This is a genomic window from Allokutzneria oryzae (assembly GCF_042429765.1).
In the GTDB taxonomy this organism is placed as follows: domain Bacteria; phylum Actinomycetota; class Actinomycetes; order Mycobacteriales; family Pseudonocardiaceae; genus Allokutzneria; species Allokutzneria oryzae.
This window is the reverse complement of record NZ_JBHLZU010000016.1, coordinates 40,218-58,663: the sequence shown is the minus strand read 5'-3', so window position 1 is coordinate 58,663 and position 18,446 is coordinate 40,218. Positions and strand designations below refer to the sequence as shown.

Below are 18,446 nucleotides of genomic sequence, written 5' to 3'. Positions count from 1 at the left end.
CTGCACCTGCGGTGCCTCCTGCACCTGCGGTGCCTCCTGCACCTGCGGTGCCTCCTGCGCCCGCGGTACCTCCTGCACGTGCGGTACCTCCTGCACGTGGTGACACCACCTCGCCACCCCCTGACGCCCTCACCCCCGTGCCCCCCGTTGCCCCCATGCCCCCCGTGCCCCCCACTTTTCGCGTTTTGTCACCTTGATGCGAAATGGGAGCGCTCTTTCGCGCATCAAGGTGACAAAACGCGAAAAACCCGACCACGCCAGCCAGGGGCCTGCACGCGCACGGGGGTGGCGCCAGCTCGGGGCATCGGGACGACTTGCAGGACAGGCGCTAGCGGCGTGACGTTGTGTCCGGTGTGGACGGTGTTCTCGTGCCGCCGCAACGGTTTCGGTGATCGGGAGACGAACGGCGGTCAGTCCGAACCGGGTTGCCGGATGAGCGCGGCCACGTGGTCGAGTGCCGCGATGATCTGCGCGGGTGTGAGTCCCCGGTCGGTGCGCTGGTAGCCGTAGACGTCGGGCGCCAGCGGTGCGAGCAGGACGTCCACGAGCGCGTCCGGCTCCGCCACCGCCGCGGCGACGAGCAGCGCCCGGACGTGGGCCCGCCAGAAGCCGTAAGCGCCCGTCTCGAACCGTGACCGGCCGACCTCGGAACCGAGGACGAGGTGCCGGTGGTCCTCAAGGAGTCCGACCATCGCCCGGTAGAAGGCGCTCAACCGCTCGGCGGGTGGTGCTCCCGGTCCGAGCGGGGGCGCTCCGCGCAGCAGCTGCTCCTGGAGTGCCCGCTCGTGCTCGTCGAGCAGGGCCACGGCGATCGAGGCGCGATCGGGGTAGCGCCGGTAGAGCGTGCCCCGGCCCACCCCCGCCGCCTTGGCGATCTCGTCCATCGTCACCTCCTGCGGGTTGCGCGCCGCGAAGAGGGTGGCGGCGGCATCGAGGATGCGGGCCCGGTTGCGCGCGGCGTCGGCTCTCTCCATGCCGGGAAGTATATGGACACCGTGTCCACTTGTGTGTACCGTGGGCTAAGTGGACACGGTGTCCACATAGATGTCAGGAGTGAAGATGGCCCACCTGCTGCACCTGGACGCGAGCGCCCGCAGGGCGTCGTTCTCCCGCGAGCTGTCGCGGACCTACGCGAGGAGCTGGCGCGCGGCCAACCCCGATGGCGGCTACGTCTACCGCGACCTCTCCGCCGATCCCGTTCCGCACATCGGCGAGGCGTGGACGGAGCTGTGCGACTACGTCCTGGCCAACGGGATCACCGATCCCGCCCGGTACCACGAGGCCGCGCGGACCCCGGCCCTGCGCGAGGCGTGGAAGACCGTCGAGCCCCTGCTCGCGGAGGTCCTGGCCGCGGACGTCGTGCTGATCGGCACGCCGATGTACAACTACTCGATCCCCTCGTCCCTCAAGGCGTGGCTGGACCAGATCACCTTCCCGAGGATGTCGCTGGCCGGCAGGTCCTTCGTCGTCACGAGCGCCAGGGGCGGCGCCTACGGACCTGGCACCCCCAAGGAGCGGGTCGACCACCAAGAGCGCTACCTGCGGGACTTCTTCCAGGGGCACTTCGCTGTCGAGGACGTCAGGTTCATCCACGTCGAACTGGCCAACGCGGTGATCGACCCCGCGCTCGCCCACCTGAAGGACAGGCACGAGGAGTCCTACCGGACAGCGAGAGCGGAGGCGCTGCGGTGAGCTGGTTCGTGCTCGTCCTCGCGGGGCTCGTCGAGGTGGCCTGGTCCCAGAGCATCAAGCCCACCCAGAACTTCACCAAGCCCGTCCCGACGCTGATCTGCTTCGTGCTGATGGTGGCGGCGGTGTGGTTGTTGTCGGTGGCGATGAACTCGGTGCCGACCGGCACGGCCTACGCCGTCTTCACCGGCATCGGTGCCGTCGGCGCGATCACGCTGGGTGTCGTCCTGGACGGCGATGCCGTCTCGCCCGGCCGCCTCGCCGCGCTCGCCTTGATCGTCGGCGGAATCGTGCTGGCGAAGCTGACCTGAGCGCTTGGCGTACCCGGCTCGCCCCGCGCCGCTACCTCGACGCCGCGGTCTTCCTCGCCTCGCGCTGCCTCGTATCGCGTTTTGTAGCCTTAATGCGATTTGGGAGCGCTCTTTTGCGCAATAAGGCTACAAAACGCGAAAACTCGACCACGCCAGCCAGTGCACGCGGGCACGGGGGTACGGGGCGGGGGTATGGGGCGGCGGCATCGCGGGGCGCCGGGACGAGTTGCAGGACTGGCACTGGTGTCAGCCGGTGCAGTGGAAACGGTCGGGCTTGACGCAGGCGCGCCACGTTTAGTGCTAGCGCTTGTAGCCCTCGGTCCAGCCGAGCGCATCAGCTGTCCGGTGTGGACAGTGCGCACGGGGCGCGTCTGGTGTCGTGACCACCGCGATCGGCGGCTGCTCAAGGAGATGCGGTCGTTCCGGACCTGGCAAGCCGAGCCACGGCGTTGTCCACTACGGTGCAGCGCAGAGGGTGTTGCCCGAGACACCGACTGCCAAGGAAGTCTGAGAGTCATGACCGGCAAGCGCATGGAGATCGGCCGTGCGGATCGTGGCGAGCGGTGGCTCACCTGGTGGGAAGGCCGGATCACCCTGCTCCTGCTCGATGTCGCGGTGATGTCCGGGCTGCTCTTCTTCGATCTGTTCGGAGACCGTTCCGCGCAGCGCAATCCTTGGTACCCGGTCGCCGTGGGCGCGCTCGCGCTGGCTGCGCTGGTGCGCCGCAGGTTCCCCTTCGCCCTGCTGGCCGTGTCCCTGGCGGGCTTGTTCTGTGGCCTGACCCTGATGCCGTTGTTCGTGGCGGCGTACTCGGTCGCAGCGCGGTTCGGCGTGAGCCTGGTGTCCCTGGGTGCGGTGGTGCTGGCCTGTGGCACGGTGTCGGCGTGGCGAATCGGTGTCGGGGACTTCGACCTGAGCTCCACGCCAATCGTGTACTCCATGTTCGTCATCGGACCCACACTCGGCGGCTTGTGGATGCACCAGCGCGCAACGCTGCTCGCCGTCCTGCGGGAGCGCGCCGAGGAAGCCGAGCGCACCCGCACGCTGCTCGCAGAGCAGGCCGTCACCGCCGAGCGCCACCGCATCGCGCGGGAGATGCACGACGTGGTCGCCCACCGGGTCACCGCGATCGCGCTCCAGGCCGGAGCGCTGTCGGTCAACGCCACCGACGAGCGCACCGAACAGAGCGCGGAGGCGATCCGGCAGGTCAGCGTCACGGCGCTGGACGAGCTGCGCGACATCCTGAAGGTGCTCCGCGAGGACGGCGGCGCGCAGCTCACCGGGTTCGTGGGCAAGGACATGCTGGCCTCGGTGCGGAAGCTGGTCGAGGAAGCCGCCGTGACCGGGGCCAGGGTCGAGCTCGACCTGCCCGGCTCCGTGCCGACGGTGTCCGCACAGGTCGGCCGCGCGGTCTACCGGGTGGTGCAGGAGTCGCTGACCAACGCCGGGAAGCACGCCCCGCACGCCGCGGTCTCGGTCACCGTCACCGCGACCGGCACCGAGCTCGCCGTCGAGGTGACCAACCACCTCACACCGAGCAGGGCCGAGGTCCCCGGCTCCGGCTACGGAATCATCGGCATGAGGGAACGTGTCGAACTGGCCTCCGGTGAGCTGCGCGCGGGACGGACTGGCAGTGTGTTCCGGGTGCTGGCACGGTTTCCGCTGGAGGCGTCGTGAGTGTGAAGGTGGTGCTGCTGGAGGACGACGAGCTCGTCCGCAGCGGTATCCGGATGATCTTGGAGTCCACTGAGGACATCGAGGTCGTCGCGGAGAGCGCCGACGGTGCTCTTGCCGTCGAGCTGACCGACCGGTTCCGGCCCCACGTGGTGCTCACCGACATCGAGATGCCGAAGGTCGACGGCATCGAGGTCGCCAGGCTGCTCTCCCAACGGGACCCGGCGCCCGCGGTGGTCATGCTCACCACCTTCGACGTGGACGCCTACGTCTACGCCGCGCTGCGGCACGGGGCGGCGGGGTTCCTGCTCAAGGACAGCTCACCGAAGACGTTGATCGAGGCCGTCCGGGTGGTGGCCAAGGGGGAGGCGATGATCTCCCCGCGCATCACCAAACGCCTGCTGTCCCGCTTCGCCGAGGGCGCGGCGGAAGAGGCGGCCCGCTCCCGCCTGGACGCGCTCACCCCCCGGGAGCGCGAGGTGGCCCTCCACATCGGACAGGGGCTGAGCAACGCCGAGATCGCGTCCCTGCTCTACCTCAGCGACTCCACCGTGAAGGTCCACATCGGACGGATCAAGACGAAGCTGGGTGCGGCCAACCGCACCCAGGTCGCCATCGTCGTGCACGAGTCCAGGCTGGGCTGAGCGCACTCAGAGCCGCGCCTGGGCGATCCTCCTGCCGATCACGAACCACAGCAGCGGTCCGAGGAACGGCGCGCTGAACGACAACACCACCCACAACAGCTTGATCACACCGCTCTCATCGCTGCGCAGAATGCCGACCAGCGCGGCGACGAAGAACGCCATGGCGGCGAGGACGCCCATCGCGAGCACCGCGGCGAGACTGAGGCCCAGTACCTGGGTCGAGCCGCCGACGAGGTTGTCGAAGAAGGTCATCGGGAAGCCTCCTGTGGTTGCTCGACGGACCTGGCGTCGACAACGACCAGCCCGGAGACCAGTCCGGACAAGCCAGGGTGGGAACGCGGACGCCACGCGCACACCAGCGCACCGAGCAGCAGAAGCTGAGCGAGGATGTCGGCCATCGGGACGTTCTGGCCCAGACTGCTGAACGCGAAGTAGCCGAAGGAACCGAACATCAGCGCGACCACGATCCGCGCCCCCGGTGCAGATCCGTCGGCTCCGATGCGGCGCAGACGAACCGCGCGCTGCCCGGTGGTCGCACCGCCCGCGAGGGCGGGGACGGCGAGCAACACCACAGCGGGAAGCCAGGTGCTCAGCACAGTGAGCAGCGACTGCCCCCAGGAGAGCTGGTTGAGCCAGACGTCGAACCCGAAGTGCGCCACCAGGTTCGCGGTGACGCCGAGCGCCCCGCCCAGCACGGTGACCGACACCAGGTCCACCAGCATCCCCAGCAGCCGCCGCGCGGTGGTGACCGGACGCGGCTCCTCTGCCGACACCGTGGTCTTGGGGCCGTCCAGGAACCGCAGCAGCGGCGCGAGCAACACACCGAACGCCGCGCCCACCGTGTTGGCGATGAGGTCGTCGACGTCGAAGATCCGGTACGGGCACTCGAAGGCGAACCAGTTCCCGGTCAGCTGCGTGAGCTCGATGAGCAGCGACACCCCGAACCCGGCGAGCACCACCCAGCCGACACCGCGTCGCAGGTAGTGCGTCAGGTAGGCGCCCAGCGGCACGAACAGGGCCACGTTGAACACCACCTGCTGCAACGCCGGATTGACCAGCAACCCGCGAAGCCCCGGTGCCTGCTGCTCCTTGGCGATATCGGCGAGGAAGCGCAGCGGGTCCAGCTGGGGCTGGGCCAGTGCTTGATGCGCCGAGCACCACGCCGCGTCGATGCTGGGCAGCGGCAGCAGCGTGTAGGTGACCAGGGCCAGGCCGTAGACCAGGAAGCCGAACGCGAGAATGGTCGGCCCCCAGCCGAGCTCCCCGCGCCTGCGGTAGCTCCGGAAGACGAACGGCACGAGCAGCACGAAGGCCAGGACCATCCCGCCGAGGACAGCGGCCACGGCGGGAAACACCTTGAGGGACAACACGTTCTCCGTTCGGCTGCGGCAGGTGCCCAGGATTCTCCGACCGGGGGCCGACGTCATCCGACCTGACGGCACGGCAGGTAGCACCAAAGTCGTACCTGTCTCGCCCGACCGGGCGGCCGCAGGAACGGCAGGCCACTCGTGGAAGCGCGCGGGCTACTCGCCGTCCGAGGCGACCAGTGTGAGCGCGTTGAGCGCGGCGGGGAAGCCCGCGTAGATCGCGAGGTGCAGGATCGCCTCCACCGCCGCCCGACCCTCGCCTGCCGCACGCAGCGCCCACGCGTGCTCACGGACTTGGGGCGCCACGCCGCCGAGGGCAGTGTGCGCGGAGAGCAGCACGAGATGCCGGTCAGTGCCGTCCAGAGCCGGGCCGTCGCCGTCGAGTTCTGCGGCGGCCGCCTCCGCCACGGAGGTCACGGTTGGCGAGCCGAGAGTGGCAGCCACCAGGTGGAGGGTGTCCCGGAGCTGGCGCACCGAGCAGCCGACGTTGCGGGCGGCGGTGAGGTGGAAGCGCAGCTGGGCGGCGGCGAAGCCCAGCGCGGTCAGCGCGCTGACCGTGATGAGCTGGCGTTGGGGGAGGGACAGGCCGGGTCGTTGGTAGACGCCGCCGTAGACGAACGCGACAGCCTCGGCGCCGAAGTCTTCGGCATTGACGCGGCGGAACAGCTCCAGCACGGCGGGCCGGTCCACGCCGCCCAGCTGGCGGAGCACGCCCAGGCCTCGATCGTAGTCACCCATGGGTGCGATCCTGCCGGACCGACGGGTGCACCGACACTATCTGTCCACAGTAGACGCAGTGTGTCGTCGAGACCTAGCGGTGAGCCGGTTCGGGGAGAAGCGTGGGTACCAGGCGGATGTAGACGACCATGCCGAGGACTTCGACCAGGGTTTGCGTGACGATCACCGCGGGGACGACGGCGAAGGCGTCGGGCAGGGCGAGCGCGAGGGGGAGGACGACGAGGGAGTTGCGGGTCGCCCCGGTGAACACGATCGCCCGCCCGTCGCGCGCGTTCAGCCGGAACAGCCGGGCGACGACGACCCCGAGGACGGCCATGACGACCAGGAAGCCGACGTAGAACGGGACCACGGCGAGAACGGCTCGGAGGTCGTCGCCGAGCTTGGGGAGCTGGGAGGCGGTGACGACGGCCAGGGTAGCGATCATGAGCGGGACCATCGTCGCGTTCGCCGCGGTCGTGAACGTCGCCCCGGCGGGCCGGCGCGCTGCCCAGGCCTGGGTGAGCCAGGCGAGGCCGAGCGGGATCACGATCAACACGAGGAAGGCGTGCACGAACGGGCCAGCCTCGACGATCGCCGCGAGGTCGCGGCCCAGGAACAACCACAGGAACACCGGCAGCAGCAGCATCTGCGCGAGGAGCAGCAGCGGGGTCGCCGCCAGCAGCCGTTGACCGCTGGCACCGGCGAGGCCGCTGAAGACGATCACGTAGTCCACGCACGGGGTGAGCAGCACCAGCAGCACCCCGACCCGGACCGCCTGGCCGTCGGGCAACGACCGGAACACGGCCGCGATGAGCAGTGGCACCACGACGAAGTTCACGGTCATCACGGCGCCGAGGAACCGGCCGGCCCGCAGGGACCGCCACAGCTGCCGCGCGGGGACCTGGAGGAAGGTCACGTAGAGCAGGGCGGCCAGCACCGGGTTGATCACGGGCTCGACCTCGGCGCCCACCGGCGGCGCGAGCAGCCCGGCCGCCGCGCCGAGGACGATCGCCGCGAGGTAGAGCGGGATCTGGTGGTGCTCCAGGCGTGCGGCCAGCCGGCTCACCCGTGCCGGCAGCCGGGGCTCCTGTGTCGTCACGTCGGGCGGTCCTCGGTCTCGGTCAGGTCGGTGGACGACAGCGGGCAGTCCGGGCAGGTGCAGTGGGTGAGACTGGCACAGCGCGCGTCGAGGACCTGGACCAGCCCCTGCCGGATGCGGGTGAGGTCCCGCAGGCGTTGGTCCACCTCGGCGAGTTTCGCCCGCGCCCGCTGCCGCAGGTCCGGCGTGGGGTGGCGGCGTCGGCCGGCGTCGAGGAGCTCTGCGACCTCCTCCAAGGTGAACCCGAGCCGCTGCGCGGACTTGATCACCCGCAGCAGCGCCACCGCGTTCTCGTCGTAGTCGCGGTACCCGCCAGGCGACCGCCGCGGTCGCGGGAGCAGGCCGCGGCGCTCGTAGTAGCGCAGCGTCTGCACGTTCACTCCGGCCGCCGCCGCCAGCTCGCCCGACCTCATCGCCACCACTCCGTTCTCCGCATCAGGCCGCGGCGCGCGCCGCCTGAGCCTGGGCCGTCAACCCGTCCAGCACCACGGCCCTGTCGGCGGGCACCCGCACATCGACGATGACCTCACTGCCTTCGCGAGCCACCGCGAAGGCGAAGAACGAGCAGCACGCTGCCTCCTTCGCCGTCAGCTCCCGAGCCAGCCCGGCCACGCGATCCGCCGCCTCGCCCCCGTCAAGGCGCAGTCTCAACCATCCCGGCTCCTCGCGCCGCACACCGCTCAGAGAACGGAACAGCACATCGAACTCCGCCAGCCGCAACGGCTGCTCTGCCGTCGGCAACGTGCACGCGTCCGTCGGTACCCACGACTCCGCGGCTGACGCTGCCAGCACGGTCCCTGCCGCGGCGGCGGTCTCGAACAGGTTCCGCAGCACCGGTTCTGGCTGCGCGCCCACCACCTGCGCCACTTGCTCGTCGCCGTTGAGCACGATCAACGTCGGTGTCGAGGACACCGCGAACCGCGCCACCAGGCTGGGAGCGCGGTCGGCGTTGACCTTCACGAAGCGCACCGTCTCCGCGAACTCGCCCGCGAGCCCTTCCACCGTGGCGGCGATGCGACGGCAGTTGCCGCACCAGGTCGCGTAGAACTCCAGGACCACCGGCACCGGCGATGCCTCGACCTGCTGCGCGAATGTTGTTTCGGTGACCTCCACCGACATGCTGCCCACCCCTTCCTGCGGCAAGCGATCCGCTGCCTCAACGCTAAGGCTGTACCTCGGTACAACCTTCAACGAGATGCCCGTCACATCTCCGATGAACGCGCAGACCACAAACGGGATCGGCAAGCGCCGCGCGTGGTTGCCGTTCGAGGCGGTGCAGGCCGGACGTCAGCCTCATCGAGCCCGGTTGAAGGTCATCGGGACGTCGATGAACCGTGGCCGGTAGATGGTCGTATCCCGGTAGTTGTCGGCGTCGGCGGTCGAGTTCACGTTGTAGGAGATCACCAGTTGGCGGTCCGAGCTCAAGGTCGGGTGGACGTGGGCGTTGTAGCTCCACACCGTTGTGCTGCTGTGGCTGCTGGCCGGGCTGCGGTAGCGGGTGCCGAGCGGCCCCTCCGGCGTCTGGTACAGCACTGTCCTCCCGGTGAACGGACCATCCGGCGAGCAGCTGGTGTACGCGACGATCTGGTTGGCGAAGGGAGTGGAGGTGTCGTGGGTGACCAGCACGTAGGTGTCACCGTGCTTGGTGACGCTGTACTCGTTGGACACGCCCTCCAGCAGTGGTGCGGAGTCGTGCTCGTCGGCGGACCACCCGGTGGCGGTGCGGAACTCCCAGCGGCCGCGCAGGTCGGTGCCGGTGACACGCGCCAGCACAAGGCTCTTGGTGGTGCTGTCCCGCACTCCGTAGACGTAGGTGTAGCTGCCGTCGGCCAGCAACCACGACCCGCGCTCCACACGGTCCACTGCGGACGGAAGGTCGTCGGTGCCGAGCAGGCGCAGCTCGGGCAGCGAGTACCTGGCGGCGATGTTCTTCCGCCATTGCACGTCACCGAGCGGATCGTCGCTGGCCGGAGGCAGGTGCCACTGGGTGTACAGCACCGTCAGCACATCGCCGGTCACCGCGCCACCACCGACCCAGTACCAGTCCGTCCGCGGATTCGAACGCGGCGGGCGCAGCAGCGCCTCCGGCGCGTCCGGGGCGTCCGAGTTGTACAAAGTGGACAGTGAGTCGCCCTGCTGGACGACGAACGAGTTGTGGATGAACGGCGACCCCGGTGAGCGGGAGTGGTCGCTGTTCACCGGACCGAGGAAGGTGTCCGAGAACATCCACACCAACCGCCCGTCCGGCAACCGCACCGAGTAGGTGCTGTCCGCCCCGGACCAGTGGCGTCCCTTCTGGTCGTCGCCGTAGGCGGCGAACTGCCCGGTGAGCGCGGCGTTCGGCGTGGCCGTTTCGAACAGGGGACGCGCACACACTTCCTCGGGCTGTCCTCCGCTCGCCGTTTCGACGATGGCCAGCGGAGCGCCCACGCTCACGATCACACCGGCGATTCCGCCCAGTGCCAACGAGAACCGGCCCACTGCCGACTCCTCTCATGACGGACATCCCAGCGCTCCAAGGAATCCGAGCGCCCTGCCGAAGCTCGATCACCACCCTAGTGCGGCGGTGCCGTTCGCACTGGACACCAACGCGGAACGTGCCGCGCAAAGCTCGTGCTGACGTGCGTCGGTTCATCGCTCTGCTCGATGAAGACGGCTCACTCACTGAGCGGTCCACCCACCGTCGACGGCGATGAGCGCTCCGGTGCCGCCTCGGAGCAGAGGAACGCTACGGCTTCAGCCACTTCCCTGGGGTGTCCGATGCGGCCGATCGGGTGGGCGCTGCCGAAGGATGCGAGCATCTCCCGCCCGTTGTCGACGACGCCCTTGGACGCGGCGTAGGCGGTCTGGGTCTGGCCTGTACGTGGTAACCCCACCCCACCCGTCCTTGGCGCCCCACCCCATCCGCCTTTGGCGCCCCACCCCGCGTGCCCCTCATTTCGCGTTTTGTCACCTTGATGCGAAATGGGAGCGCTCTTTTGCGCAATATGCCTACAAAACGCGAAAAGCCCGGCCACGCCAGCCAGCTGACGCGCGCACGGGGGCACCGGCGGCGCGGGGGTGCCGGCGGAGCGGGGGCACGGGGGGGCACGGGGGGTACCGGCGGCGCGGGGGTGCCGGCGGTGCGGGGGTGCCGGCGGTGCGGGGGCGCCGGCGGTGCGGGGGCGCGGTCATGTCGAAGCGACGAGCCGGACACGGGACGGCAAGCGGTTAAGGCCCGAGCCGGCGGTTACCCCGACGGTGATGAGCCTCGCTCGGCTCGTCCCCGATGTGGGCAACGTTGAACAGACGAGCGGGAACGAGGGGCGAGTCACCTGTTGTCCGCATCGGGAGGTGTGGGGCAGCCGCACCGAGAACCACCACCGACAACCCAGGAGGCAGCACGCCATGCTGATGCGCACCGACCCCTTCCGCCAACTTGAGCGGATGACCCAGAACCTCTTCGGCGGCGAAGGAACCCTCTCGCGGCCCGCAGCCATGCCGATGGACGCCTACCGCAAGGGCGACGAGTTCGTCATCAGCTTCGACCTGCCGGGCATCCCGGCCGACTCGATCGACCTCAACGTCGAGCGCAACATGCTCACCGTGCGCGCCCAGCGCGCCGCCGAAACCGACGACCAGATCCAGTGGCAGATCGCAGAACGCCCCCGTGGGGTGTTCTCCCGCCAGATCTTCCTCGGCGAGTCCCTCGACAGCGAACGCATCCAGGCCACCTATGACGCCGGGGTCCTGACCGTCCGCGTCCCGGTCGCCGAGACGGCCCAGCCCCGCAAGATCACCGTGAGCGGCGGCGACCAGCCCCAGCAGATCGACGCCTGACCGCGCCACCCGGTCGACATCAGGCTTCCGCGCCGCCCCGGTCGTGACGGCCTCCATGTCGACCGGGTCCATCAGGCGTTCGGCCCAGGCCCGGGGCGGTCTCCACGCGGAGCACCGGTGGCTACTCGGCCAGGTGATCGGTGCTCGTGGGGTGGGGACGATGTGCCGGTTGGGAAAAAGCCCCGGCCGCGGCGGCGGCGACCTGGTCGGCCAGGGCGTTGTCCGGTTCCTGGGGTAGCTGCTCCTCGGGTGGGGTGGCCATCACCAGGGCGAGCGCGCATGCGTGGCGGACAGCGACATCCAGCCTCGCGCCGGGCACTCGGGCGAGCGCCCGGAGCAAGCCAGGCAGTGCCACCAGCGCGTCGCGCCCGTCCTCGGGAGTGATCACGACGGCCTCCGGGGGCATCGCGGCGTTCTCGGTTCCCGAGCACGTGCCGAGCAGATCGATGACCACGTCCGCGCCCACCGCGATGCGCCGCAAGGGAAAGCTGACAGCGTCCTCCTGGTTCCAGGCGGTGATGTCGCCGACCCCGGCCGCCAACAACACGGGGAACAGCACCGGCAAGGTGTCCGCGCCCGCGACCACGACACGACCCGCCTGCGGCGCACGGCCGTGCTGGACCAGGGCGGTCAGCACCCTGGCGGTGAGCGCGATCGCGGTGGTGTCCTGATCGGTGAGGACGGGCACGTCCACCAGGTCCCGCACCGTGCGCGCGTGTTCGGGTCGCGCGTTCGCGACGACGACAGCACCGGCACCAGCGAGGGCGTCTTCCCCGCTGGTGTGGAGGTGGTGCAGATAGCCGAGGGGGAACGGGACAACGCGGGCGGACAGCCCCGCGATGTCTTCGATGACGGCCACGATGCCCCGCGTTGCCTCACAGGCGGTGGGGTCGCCGCCGCCGAGGCTGTCGGGGACCACCACCGCGATGGTCTCGGGTCGCGCGGATTCGGTCATGAGACGTGCTCCACCGTCAGTCCTCAAGAGTCGCGGAGTCGAGCACGGCCGGGTCCACCCAGCCGCCGGTGTTGACGCCGTGCCGGGCCGCCATGTCGAGCAGGTCCCGGATGCGGGCGCTGTGGAGGTGGGCCTCGTAGTCGTGGCCGGCTTCCTGAGCCGCTGCCAACGCCTTCAGCCGCTCGTCGACCTGGCTGCGCAAGGTCGCTTCGAACTCACTCATCGTTCCCCGCTCTCGGGTGCTCGGCCAACGCATGATCTTCACGACGCGGGTCGCCTCCTGAGGGGACCGCTGTCCCGTCAGCGGGGAGCAGGCCTGAGCCACGCAGGTGCTCACGGGCGAAGGCGACGGCCTCGGGGGTGGCCGGGTGGACCCGCCCGAGATCACGAAGCCTGGCGAGGACGTCCACGGCGTCCAGGGCGCGTTCGTGACCGCTGCGGACCCCGGAGACCAGGACCACCTTTCCCCGGTGCTCCAAGCGTTTGATGGCGTCGCGCAGGGCCAGGGCGCCGGTTCCGTCGACAGCGGTCACCCGGGACATCCGCAGAATCACCACCCGCGCGTCGGCCACGTCTGTCAACTGCAGCAGGAAGCGGTGGGCAGCCGCGAACAGCAGCGGCCCGTCGAGCCGGTAGGCCACGACGTGCTGGGCCAGCAGAGCCCGCTCCTCCTGACCGTGGTCGCCCTCGTCGAGGGCGACCACCGCCACCCGCGCGGAGCGGGCGACCGCGCGCAACGCCAGTCCACCCGCCACCAGGATGCCCACGATGACCGCGGTGACCAGGTCCAGTGCGAGCGTGGCAACGGTGGTGAGCGTCAGCACGAGCGCGTCCCCGCGCCCCGCTCGGGCCAGCGCGCGCACCGACCCGATCTCGACCATCCGGATGGCCGTCGCCAGCAGGACGCCCGCCAGCGCGGCCAGCGGGATGCGCGCCACCAGTGGCGCAGCGGCAAAGGCGATACCGGCGAGCACGACCGCGTGGGTGAGTGCTGCCAGCCGGGAGGTCGCACCTGAGCGGACGTTGACCGCCGTGCGGGCGATGGCGGCCGTGGCCGGGACGCCTCCGAACAGCGGCGTGACGATGTTGGCCAGCCCTTGGCCGAAGAGCTCGCGGTCGGGGTCGTGCCGCTGGTTGACGCTCATCGCGTCGGCGACCGTGGCCGACAGCAGGCTTTCCAACGCTGCCAACGCGGCGACGGCGACCGCCGCCGGTACCAGCGCACCGAGGTCGTCCAGGCGCAGGAAGGCCACCTCTGGACTGGGCAAGCCCGCGGGCAGGGCGCCGATCCGGGCGACGGGGAGCGACCACGCCTCTGACGCCGCCGTGGCGAGTGCGACCGCGACCAGGGAGAACGGGATCGCGGGCCGCCACCGCGCTCCCAACAGCACCACCACGGCCACCCCGACGGCCAGGCAGACGGCGGGCCATGCGGGTTGGGCGAGGAAGTCAGCGACCGCGCGGGCGGCGACCAGCGGCACGTGCTCCCCGGCCGGGGTCCGCACGCCCAGGGCGGCGGGCACTTGCTGCAACGCGATCACACCCGCGATCCCCAGGGTGAAGCCCTCGATGACCGGTGCGGGCACATAGCGGGCGTAGCGTCCCGCGCCCGCGGCGGACAGCAGCAGAAGAAGCACCCCGGCGAGCAATCCGACGGTGAGCACCCCATCCGCGCCGTGGGTGTGCGCGATCGGCACCAGCACCACGGTCATCGCCCCGGTCGGCCCGGAAACCTGCAGGTTCGAGCCGCCGAACACCGCGGCGACCGCGCCCGCGACGATGGCGGTCACCAGACCCGCCGTGGCACCGAGTCCCGACGAGACGCCAAAGCCCAACGCCAGCGGGAGGGCGACCACCGCCACCGTCGCACCCGCCACCAGGTCCTGGGGGCGGGCCGGGCGCCAGTCGGCACGCGCGGGCAGCAGACCGGCGAGCCTGCGTGCCCACCCGCCGCTCCCGTGGTGATCGGACCCGTTCACCAACGCCTCCCTCGCAGCCACCCCGTGAACATATACTTCTGTTAAATTGCAAAAAACTGCAACTCTGCAAGTCGGTGGTGCTGCTCACACCGCGCGCGAAGGGCGGCAGCAGTCCCGGAGCAGATGGGCGAGTCCCCTGACGACAGCGTCGTCAGAGTCCAGAGGAGCAGCGGCGACATCGACAGTGGAGGATGGGCGCCATGACAGGGTCGCGAGTCCAGCGAACGGATGACGGCACGCGCGGAGAGGCCGCACCCACCCGTAGGCCGCTCTACCAGCTCAAAGCGGAGTTCTTCAAAACCCTGGGGCACCCGGTGCGCATCCGCGTGCTCGAACTGCTCAGCCAACGTGAGCACTCGGTCGCCGAGATGCTCCCGGAAGTCGGCGTCGAACCGGCCAACCTGTCCCAGCAGCTGGCCGTGCTGCGCCGCGCGGGCCTTGTCACCAACCGCAAGACCGGCTCAACGGTCCACTACACCCTCACCAGTCCCGAAGTGGCGGAGCTCCTCGCGGTCGCCAGGAAGATCCTCGGCGGAGTTCTGGCAGGCCAAGCGGAACTCCTCGCCGACCTCAGCGCCTCCGCCCCGAACACCGAGTAGCTCGTCGGTCGACCCCGACCAGCCGTTTCCGCCGCTGCGCGGGGTGAGAAGCACGAGGATCGCGAGCACCTCCCGCCCGCTTGTCCGGTTGCCCTGCTCGCAGTGCCGGAAGATCCTGCGGAGATGCGCTATTCGGTCAACATCCCGAACTTCGGTGACTTCGCCGATCCCAGGGCGGTCGCGAGGGTGGCTTCAGCGGCCGAGCAGGCGGGCTGGGACGCGTTGTTCCTCTGGGACCACGTGGTGCACGACAAGCACCAGCGCAGGGGAAAGCCTTTCGGCGACCCGTGGATGCTGTTGACGGTGGCGGCGTTGGCGACCTCTCGGCTCCGGCTGGGCACGTTGGTCACCCCGGTCGCCCGGCGGCGGCCGGAGCAGCTCGCCCGCCAGGTCGCCACCCTGGACTCCCTCAGCGCCGGGCGGGTGATCTTCGGCGCGGGCCTCGGCGGTCCGATCGAGGACGAGTTCGGCAGCTTCGGGGAGCCCACCGACCCGGTCGTGTTGGCCGAACGCCTCGACGAGGGCCTGGACCTGCTGGACCGCTACTGGTCGGGCGAGGCCGTGAACCACCACGGACGGCACCACCAGGTCCGCGACGTCACCTTGCTGCCCGCCACGGTGCAACGCCCGCGCCCGCCGGTCTGGATCGGCGGTTTCTGGCCGCACCGCAGGCCGATGCGCCGAGCCGCGCGCTGGGATGGCGTGGTCCCCTTGTTCACCACCGCAGGGCACGGGCGGGTTCCGTCCGCCGACGACGTCCGTGACCTTGTCGCCTACATCCGCGAGCACCGTGCGGACCGCGCGGGCGAGCCGTTCGAGGTCGTCCTCGGCGGCGTCAGCCCGAGCGACCCCGGCAAGGCGCGCGACCTGATCGCGCCCCTCGCCGAGGCCGGGGCCACCTGGTGGGACGAGCGGCAACTCCAGACCAGCGACGACCTGGACCGGCTCACGCCGGTGCTGCGGCGCGTCGACCAGGGCCCGCCCGGTCAGCGGTTGCCGGAGTAGTTGCTCGGACCGGCCGACTGGACGGCCTCTTTCGCGGCCGCGTCCAGCCAGGGCTTGGCACTGCTGTCGTGCGTCAGGTTGATGTAGAACGCCGACGACTTGATCAGGTACCGGTGGGTCTGGCGCCGCCAGCCGCTCTGCTGGGCGCGGCTGGTGTCCTTGTTGTTGTCACAGATCTCGGAGCCAGGACCGCTGCGGGGACAGATGATTCCCCACGACCCGGACCCGGCGCTGTTGTAGGCGGTCTCCGCGGTCGACTCGTCCGGCATCGGCACTACCCACACCATCACCAGGATCTGCTGGGAGTTGTCCACGTACGTCCCGGCGACGGCGTTGCCGCAACGGGAACGGAGCAGGAAGTTCCTGACCTGCTGGTCCATGTACTGGGTGACGCACTCGCGGACACCGCTGCTCTTCCGGTTGTAGTGCACGTTCTTGGAGTCGCGGAACGAGCTCGGCAACAGCGCCGCGACGCTCAACGGCGTCTTGTCGCTGGACTCCCTGTCGAGGTCGGCCGGGTTGAACGTCGTCGTGGTCGGCCTGGGCCGGGTCGACGTCGTGGTCCTGGCGGTCGTGGTGGTCGTTCTGGTCGTGGTGGGCGGCTTGCGCGTGGTGCTGGACGGGGTTGCCCGCGTCGTGGTGGGGGATGAGAAAGCCTGTTCCACCAACGGTCCCAGCTCACCGTTGACCGCGACCAACCCGATGATCACCGCGACGAACGCCCCCATCGCCCACAGGCCGCGGACGCGCGCCACGGGCGGAGGGGACTTCGGCTGCTGGGGCGTCTGCTCGACCTTCGTGGCCGGTTTGGACTCCTTCTCGAACTTCTTCGTCGGTTCCCGCGCCGCGTGGAGGAGTGCGCGCGCCTCGGCGAGGGGCGGGCGGTTGCCGGGGTTCTTGTCCAGCAGCCTGGTGATCAGCGTCGCGAGGCTTCCGGTGCTCGTCAGCGGGGGTGCCTCGTCGAGCAGGACCGCGGTGAGCGTCGCCGTCGGGGTCTCGCGGCGGAACGGCGACACGCCCTCCACCGCCTGGAAAAGCGTCACCCCAAGGGAGTACAGGTCGCCCTCGGCTCCTCCGTCCGCGCCGTTCAACCGCTCGGGCGCCATGTACTCCACCGAGCCGATCAGCATTCCGGTCGCGGTGAGCGCGGTGTCGGTGTGGTGCACGGCGATGCCGAAGTCGGCGAGCAGCGCGTCGCCGTTGTCGGCCAGCAACACGTTGGCGGGCTTGACGTCGCGGTGCACGACCCCGGCGTCGTGAGCCGCCTCAAGGGCGTTGAGCAGGTCGGCGGCGATCCTGGTCACCTGCTCGGCGGGCAGCGGACCCGGCTTGAGGTGCTCCTCCAGGGACTTCCCGGCGACCAGGCCCATGACGATCCAGGGCACGTCGTGCTCGATGACGACGTCGTGGACGGCGACGATGTTCGGGTGGTCGCGCAGCCGCGCGGCGTTGCGGGCCTCACGCGTGGCGCGGGCAAGCCGCTCGGCCTGCTCGGTGTCGGACAGGGCCGGGGGCAGCCACAGCTCCTTGACGGCGACGTCGATGTGCAGCATCTCGTCGCGGGCCTCCCAGACCCGCCCGAACCCTCCGGCCCCGACGCGCCTGACGAGCCGGTAGCGGCCGTCGACCACCTGGCCCGGCTGCGCCTCGTGTGTCATTACCACCACCTTTGTGCTTGTGGGACAGGGAAAAGCCGCGAGGGCGGGAGCGCGCACGCTGGCCGCGCTCCCGCCGACGCGGTGGTCAGGCGACGGGGTGCGGCGGCCGGCAGTTCTGCCGCGGCAGCTCGTGCGAACCGTTGATGTAGACACCGTCGGCGAGGGAGTCCGCCATGATCGGGCGCTCCTGGTAGCACCAGTGCTGCGCGAAGTACCCGCCCGGCGCCTCCAGGGTGTTGAAGTGGCAGACGCCGTCCGTCTGGATGCAGTACCGGATGAACGGGATGCCGCCGAAGTCCGTCCGGCCACGGCCGGGCGAGACGTACCCGCCGAACGGGACGCCGACGCCGGCCGGGATGACGGCTCCGATGCCCACTCCGGGCGGCCCGACGGGCGCCATCGGGTCGGCGTAGATCTTGGCCTCGAAGCGGGACTTGTCCACCCCGAGCCTGCCGTCGGCGATGTCGTTGAGCACGTGGTTCGCCACGATCGCGCCCTGCGAGTAGCCGACGATGATGAACCGCCCGCCCCGGTCGGCGTTGAAGCTGTCGATCACGACGCGCTTGGCGGCCTCGTGACCCTGCCGGACGCTGACGTCCATCGGGGTCTGGTTGCAGTTGGGCAGCCCGGTGCCACCGGCCGGGTAGTGCACGGTCTTGCGGACACCGCCGCGCAGCCACGCGTCGTTGTAGACGGTCGCGTCGCCGTCGCACGTGCCGCCGATGAGGATGTAGTAGCGCGTCTCGTCGGCCTGCTGGGCGTTGGCGCTCACCGGCACCGCACCCAGCAAGGTCGTGACCAGCGCCGTCAGCGCGATGCCGACGCCCCCGAGGCGTTTGGCCTTCTTCACGATGATGAGGTCCTTTCGCTTTGTTGCCACCGGGTCCCTGCTCGTCCCGGCATGCGGCAGCACACCACCTCGTGATCACC

General features: G+C 70.2%; 21 protein-coding genes. 7 read left to right on the top strand and 14 right to left on the bottom strand.

Translation table 11 applies throughout. The features are described from left to right. Window positions 1–410 precede the first annotated feature (410 nt). Window positions 411–974: a TetR/AcrR family transcriptional regulator gene (locus ACFFQA_RS18810; RefSeq protein ID WP_377853535.1), complete on the bottom strand. Its 564-nt coding sequence runs from the start codon at window positions 972–974 to the stop codon at window positions 411–413. 85 nt (window positions 975–1,059) lie between these two features. Between ACFFQA_RS18810 and ACFFQA_RS18805 the strand changes: the two genes are divergently transcribed. From ACFFQA_RS18805 to ACFFQA_RS18790, 4 genes are all read left to right on the top strand, one after another. Next, window positions 1,060–1,692 (top strand): FMN-dependent NADH-azoreductase, encoded by a 633-nt coding sequence (locus ACFFQA_RS18805; RefSeq protein ID WP_377853532.1) that lies wholly within the window; start codon window positions 1,060–1,062, stop codon window positions 1,690–1,692. Next, window positions 1,689–2,000, top strand: coding sequence for a DMT family transporter (locus ACFFQA_RS18800; protein ID WP_377853529.1), 312 nt, complete (start codon window positions 1,689–1,691; stop codon window positions 1,998–2,000). The genes ACFFQA_RS18805 and ACFFQA_RS18800 overlap by 4 nt, the downstream gene beginning before the upstream one ends. A gap of 516 nt (window positions 2,001–2,516) precedes the next feature. Then, a complete protein-coding gene (locus tag ACFFQA_RS18795) occupies window positions 2,517–3,677 on the top strand; it encodes a sensor histidine kinase (RefSeq protein WP_377853526.1) in 1,161 nt (386 codons plus the stop codon). Next, window positions 3,674–4,318 (top strand): response regulator, encoded by a 645-nt coding sequence (locus tag ACFFQA_RS18790; protein ID WP_377853524.1) that lies wholly within the window; start codon window positions 3,674–3,676, stop codon window positions 4,316–4,318. The genes ACFFQA_RS18795 and ACFFQA_RS18790 overlap by 4 nt, the downstream gene beginning before the upstream one ends. Before the next feature lie 6 nt (window positions 4,319–4,324). On the opposite strand, the gene ACFFQA_RS18785 is transcribed toward ACFFQA_RS18790, so the two are convergent. The 8 genes from ACFFQA_RS18785 to ACFFQA_RS18750 all read right to left on the bottom strand — a co-directional run bounded on the left by ACFFQA_RS18785 (window position 4,325) and on the right by ACFFQA_RS18750 (window position 10,377). Then, a complete protein-coding gene (locus ACFFQA_RS18785) occupies window positions 4,325–4,570 on the bottom strand; it encodes a PLD nuclease N-terminal domain-containing protein (RefSeq protein WP_377853521.1) in 246 nt (81 codons plus the stop codon). Then, on the bottom strand, window positions 4,567–5,685 hold the full coding sequence (locus tag ACFFQA_RS18780) for a VanZ family protein (protein ID WP_377853519.1): 1,119 nt from the start codon (window positions 5,683–5,685) through the stop codon (window positions 4,567–4,569). Before ACFFQA_RS18780 ends, ACFFQA_RS18785 begins: the two co-directional genes overlap by 4 nt. Window positions 5,686–5,841: 156 nt before the next feature. Next, window positions 5,842–6,423, bottom strand: a complete 582-nt coding sequence (locus ACFFQA_RS18775) for a carboxymuconolactone decarboxylase family protein (protein ID WP_377853516.1) — start codon at window positions 6,421–6,423, stop codon at window positions 5,842–5,844. A gap of 73 nt (window positions 6,424–6,496) precedes the next feature. Then, entirely contained in the window at window positions 6,497–7,501 is a 1,005-nt protein-coding gene (locus ACFFQA_RS18770; protein WP_377853513.1) for a bile acid:sodium symporter, read from the bottom strand. Next, the gene (locus ACFFQA_RS18765) at window positions 7,498–7,914 is read right to left on the bottom strand and encodes a MerR family transcriptional regulator (protein ID WP_377853510.1); all 417 of its coding nucleotides are present in this window, start codon (window positions 7,912–7,914) and stop codon (window positions 7,498–7,500) included. Before ACFFQA_RS18765 ends, ACFFQA_RS18770 begins: the two co-directional genes overlap by 4 nt. 22 nt (window positions 7,915–7,936) lie before the next feature. Next, window positions 7,937–8,620: a thioredoxin family protein gene (locus tag ACFFQA_RS18760; RefSeq protein WP_377853507.1), complete on the bottom strand. Its 684-nt coding sequence runs from the start codon at window positions 8,618–8,620 to the stop codon at window positions 7,937–7,939. A 174-nt stretch (window positions 8,621–8,794) separates the two neighbouring features. Beyond that, window positions 8,795–9,982 carry a DUF5005 domain-containing protein gene (locus ACFFQA_RS18755; RefSeq protein ID WP_377853505.1) on the bottom strand — a complete coding sequence of 396 codons (1,188 nt, stop codon included), beginning with the start codon at window positions 9,980–9,982 and terminating at the stop codon, window positions 8,795–8,797. A gap of 176 nt (window positions 9,983–10,158) precedes the next feature. Beyond that, on the bottom strand, window positions 10,159–10,377 hold the full coding sequence (locus ACFFQA_RS18750; RefSeq protein ID WP_377853503.1) for an SDR family oxidoreductase: 219 nt from the start codon (window positions 10,375–10,377) through the stop codon (window positions 10,159–10,161). Between the two features lie 511 nt (window positions 10,378–10,888). Between ACFFQA_RS18750 and ACFFQA_RS18745 the strand changes: the two genes are divergently transcribed. Beyond that, window positions 10,889–11,320: an Hsp20/alpha crystallin family protein gene (locus tag ACFFQA_RS18745; protein WP_377853501.1), complete on the top strand. Its 432-nt coding sequence runs from the start codon at window positions 10,889–10,891 to the stop codon at window positions 11,318–11,320. A 121-nt stretch (window positions 11,321–11,441) separates the two neighbouring features. Here ACFFQA_RS18745 and ACFFQA_RS18740 read toward each other — a convergent pair whose 3' ends face one another. Genes ACFFQA_RS18740 through ACFFQA_RS18730 form a run of 3 tightly spaced genes read right to left on the bottom strand, consistent with a single transcriptional unit; the run spans window position 11,442 to window position 14,254 of the window. Next, on the bottom strand, window positions 11,442–12,275 hold the full coding sequence (locus ACFFQA_RS18740; RefSeq protein WP_377853499.1) for a hypothetical protein: 834 nt from the start codon (window positions 12,273–12,275) through the stop codon (window positions 11,442–11,444). Between the two features lie 16 nt (window positions 12,276–12,291). Then, window positions 12,292–12,498, bottom strand: coding sequence for a hypothetical protein (locus tag ACFFQA_RS18735; RefSeq protein ID WP_377853497.1), 207 nt, complete (start codon window positions 12,496–12,498; stop codon window positions 12,292–12,294). After that, window positions 12,491–14,254: a SulP family inorganic anion transporter gene (locus ACFFQA_RS18730; RefSeq protein WP_377853495.1), complete on the bottom strand. Its 1,764-nt coding sequence runs from the start codon at window positions 14,252–14,254 to the stop codon at window positions 12,491–12,493. Before ACFFQA_RS18730 ends, ACFFQA_RS18735 begins: the two co-directional genes overlap by 8 nt. A 200-nt stretch (window positions 14,255–14,454) precedes the next feature. On the opposite strand from ACFFQA_RS18730, the gene ACFFQA_RS18725 reads away from it, so the two are divergent. Continuing rightward, entirely contained in the window at window positions 14,455–14,853 is a 399-nt protein-coding gene (locus tag ACFFQA_RS18725; RefSeq protein ID WP_377853493.1) for an ArsR/SmtB family transcription factor, read from the top strand. Between the two features lie 123 nt (window positions 14,854–14,976). Continuing rightward, the gene (locus tag ACFFQA_RS18720; protein WP_377853491.1) at window positions 14,977–15,858 is read left to right on the top strand and encodes an LLM class flavin-dependent oxidoreductase; all 882 of its coding nucleotides are present in this window, start codon (window positions 14,977–14,979) and stop codon (window positions 15,856–15,858) included. Here ACFFQA_RS18720 and ACFFQA_RS18715 read toward each other — a convergent pair. Next, window positions 15,840–17,516: a serine/threonine-protein kinase gene (locus ACFFQA_RS18715; RefSeq protein ID WP_377853490.1), complete on the bottom strand. Its 1,677-nt coding sequence runs from the start codon at window positions 17,514–17,516 to the stop codon at window positions 15,840–15,842. The two genes, ACFFQA_RS18720 and ACFFQA_RS18715, sit on opposite strands and share 19 nt — an antisense overlap. A gap of 85 nt (window positions 17,517–17,601) precedes the next feature. After that, window positions 17,602–18,396, bottom strand: a complete 795-nt coding sequence (locus tag ACFFQA_RS18710) for a PE-PPE domain-containing protein (protein ID WP_377853488.1) — start codon at window positions 18,394–18,396, stop codon at window positions 17,602–17,604. Window positions 18,397–18,446: the final 50 nt, after the last annotated feature.

Bases quoted from the DNA above. Each gene is read 5' to 3' on its own strand.
- ACFFQA_RS18740 (WP_377853499.1), bottom strand. From the start codon at position 12,275: ATGACCGAATCCGCGCGACCCGAGACCATCGCGGTGGTGGTCCCCGAC.
- ACFFQA_RS18785 (WP_377853521.1), bottom strand. From the start codon at position 4,570: ATGACCTTCTTCGACAACCTCGTCGGCGGCTCGACCCAGGTACTGGGC.
- ACFFQA_RS18745 (WP_377853501.1), top strand. From the start codon at position 10,889: ATGCTGATGCGCACCGACCCCTTCCGCCAACTTGAGCGGATGACCCAG.
- ACFFQA_RS18725 (WP_377853493.1), top strand. From the start codon at position 14,455: ATGACAGGGTCGCGAGTCCAGCGAACGGATGACGGCACGCGCGGAGAG.
- ACFFQA_RS18810 (WP_377853535.1), bottom strand. From the start codon at position 974: ATGGAGAGAGCCGACGCCGCGCGCAACCGGGCCCGCATCCTCGATGCC.
- ACFFQA_RS18720 (WP_377853491.1), top strand. From the start codon at position 14,977: ATGCGCTATTCGGTCAACATCCCGAACTTCGGTGACTTCGCCGATCCC.
- ACFFQA_RS18795 (WP_377853526.1), top strand. From the start codon at position 2,517: ATGACCGGCAAGCGCATGGAGATCGGCCGTGCGGATCGTGGCGAGCGG.
- ACFFQA_RS18765 (WP_377853510.1), bottom strand. From the start codon at position 7,914: ATGAGGTCGGGCGAGCTGGCGGCGGCGGCCGGAGTGAACGTGCAGACG.
- ACFFQA_RS18760 (WP_377853507.1), bottom strand. From the start codon at position 8,620: ATGTCGGTGGAGGTCACCGAAACAACATTCGCGCAGCAGGTCGAGGCA.
- ACFFQA_RS18735 (WP_377853497.1), bottom strand. From the start codon at position 12,498: ATGAGTGAGTTCGAAGCGACCTTGCGCAGCCAGGTCGACGAGCGGCTG.
- ACFFQA_RS18775 (WP_377853516.1), bottom strand. From the start codon at position 6,423: ATGGGTGACTACGATCGAGGCCTGGGCGTGCTCCGCCAGCTGGGCGGC.
- ACFFQA_RS18715 (WP_377853490.1), bottom strand. From the start codon at position 17,516: ATGACACACGAGGCGCAGCCGGGCCAGGTGGTCGACGGCCGCTACCGG.
- ACFFQA_RS18805 (WP_377853532.1), top strand. From the start codon at position 1,060: ATGGCCCACCTGCTGCACCTGGACGCGAGCGCCCGCAGGGCGTCGTTC.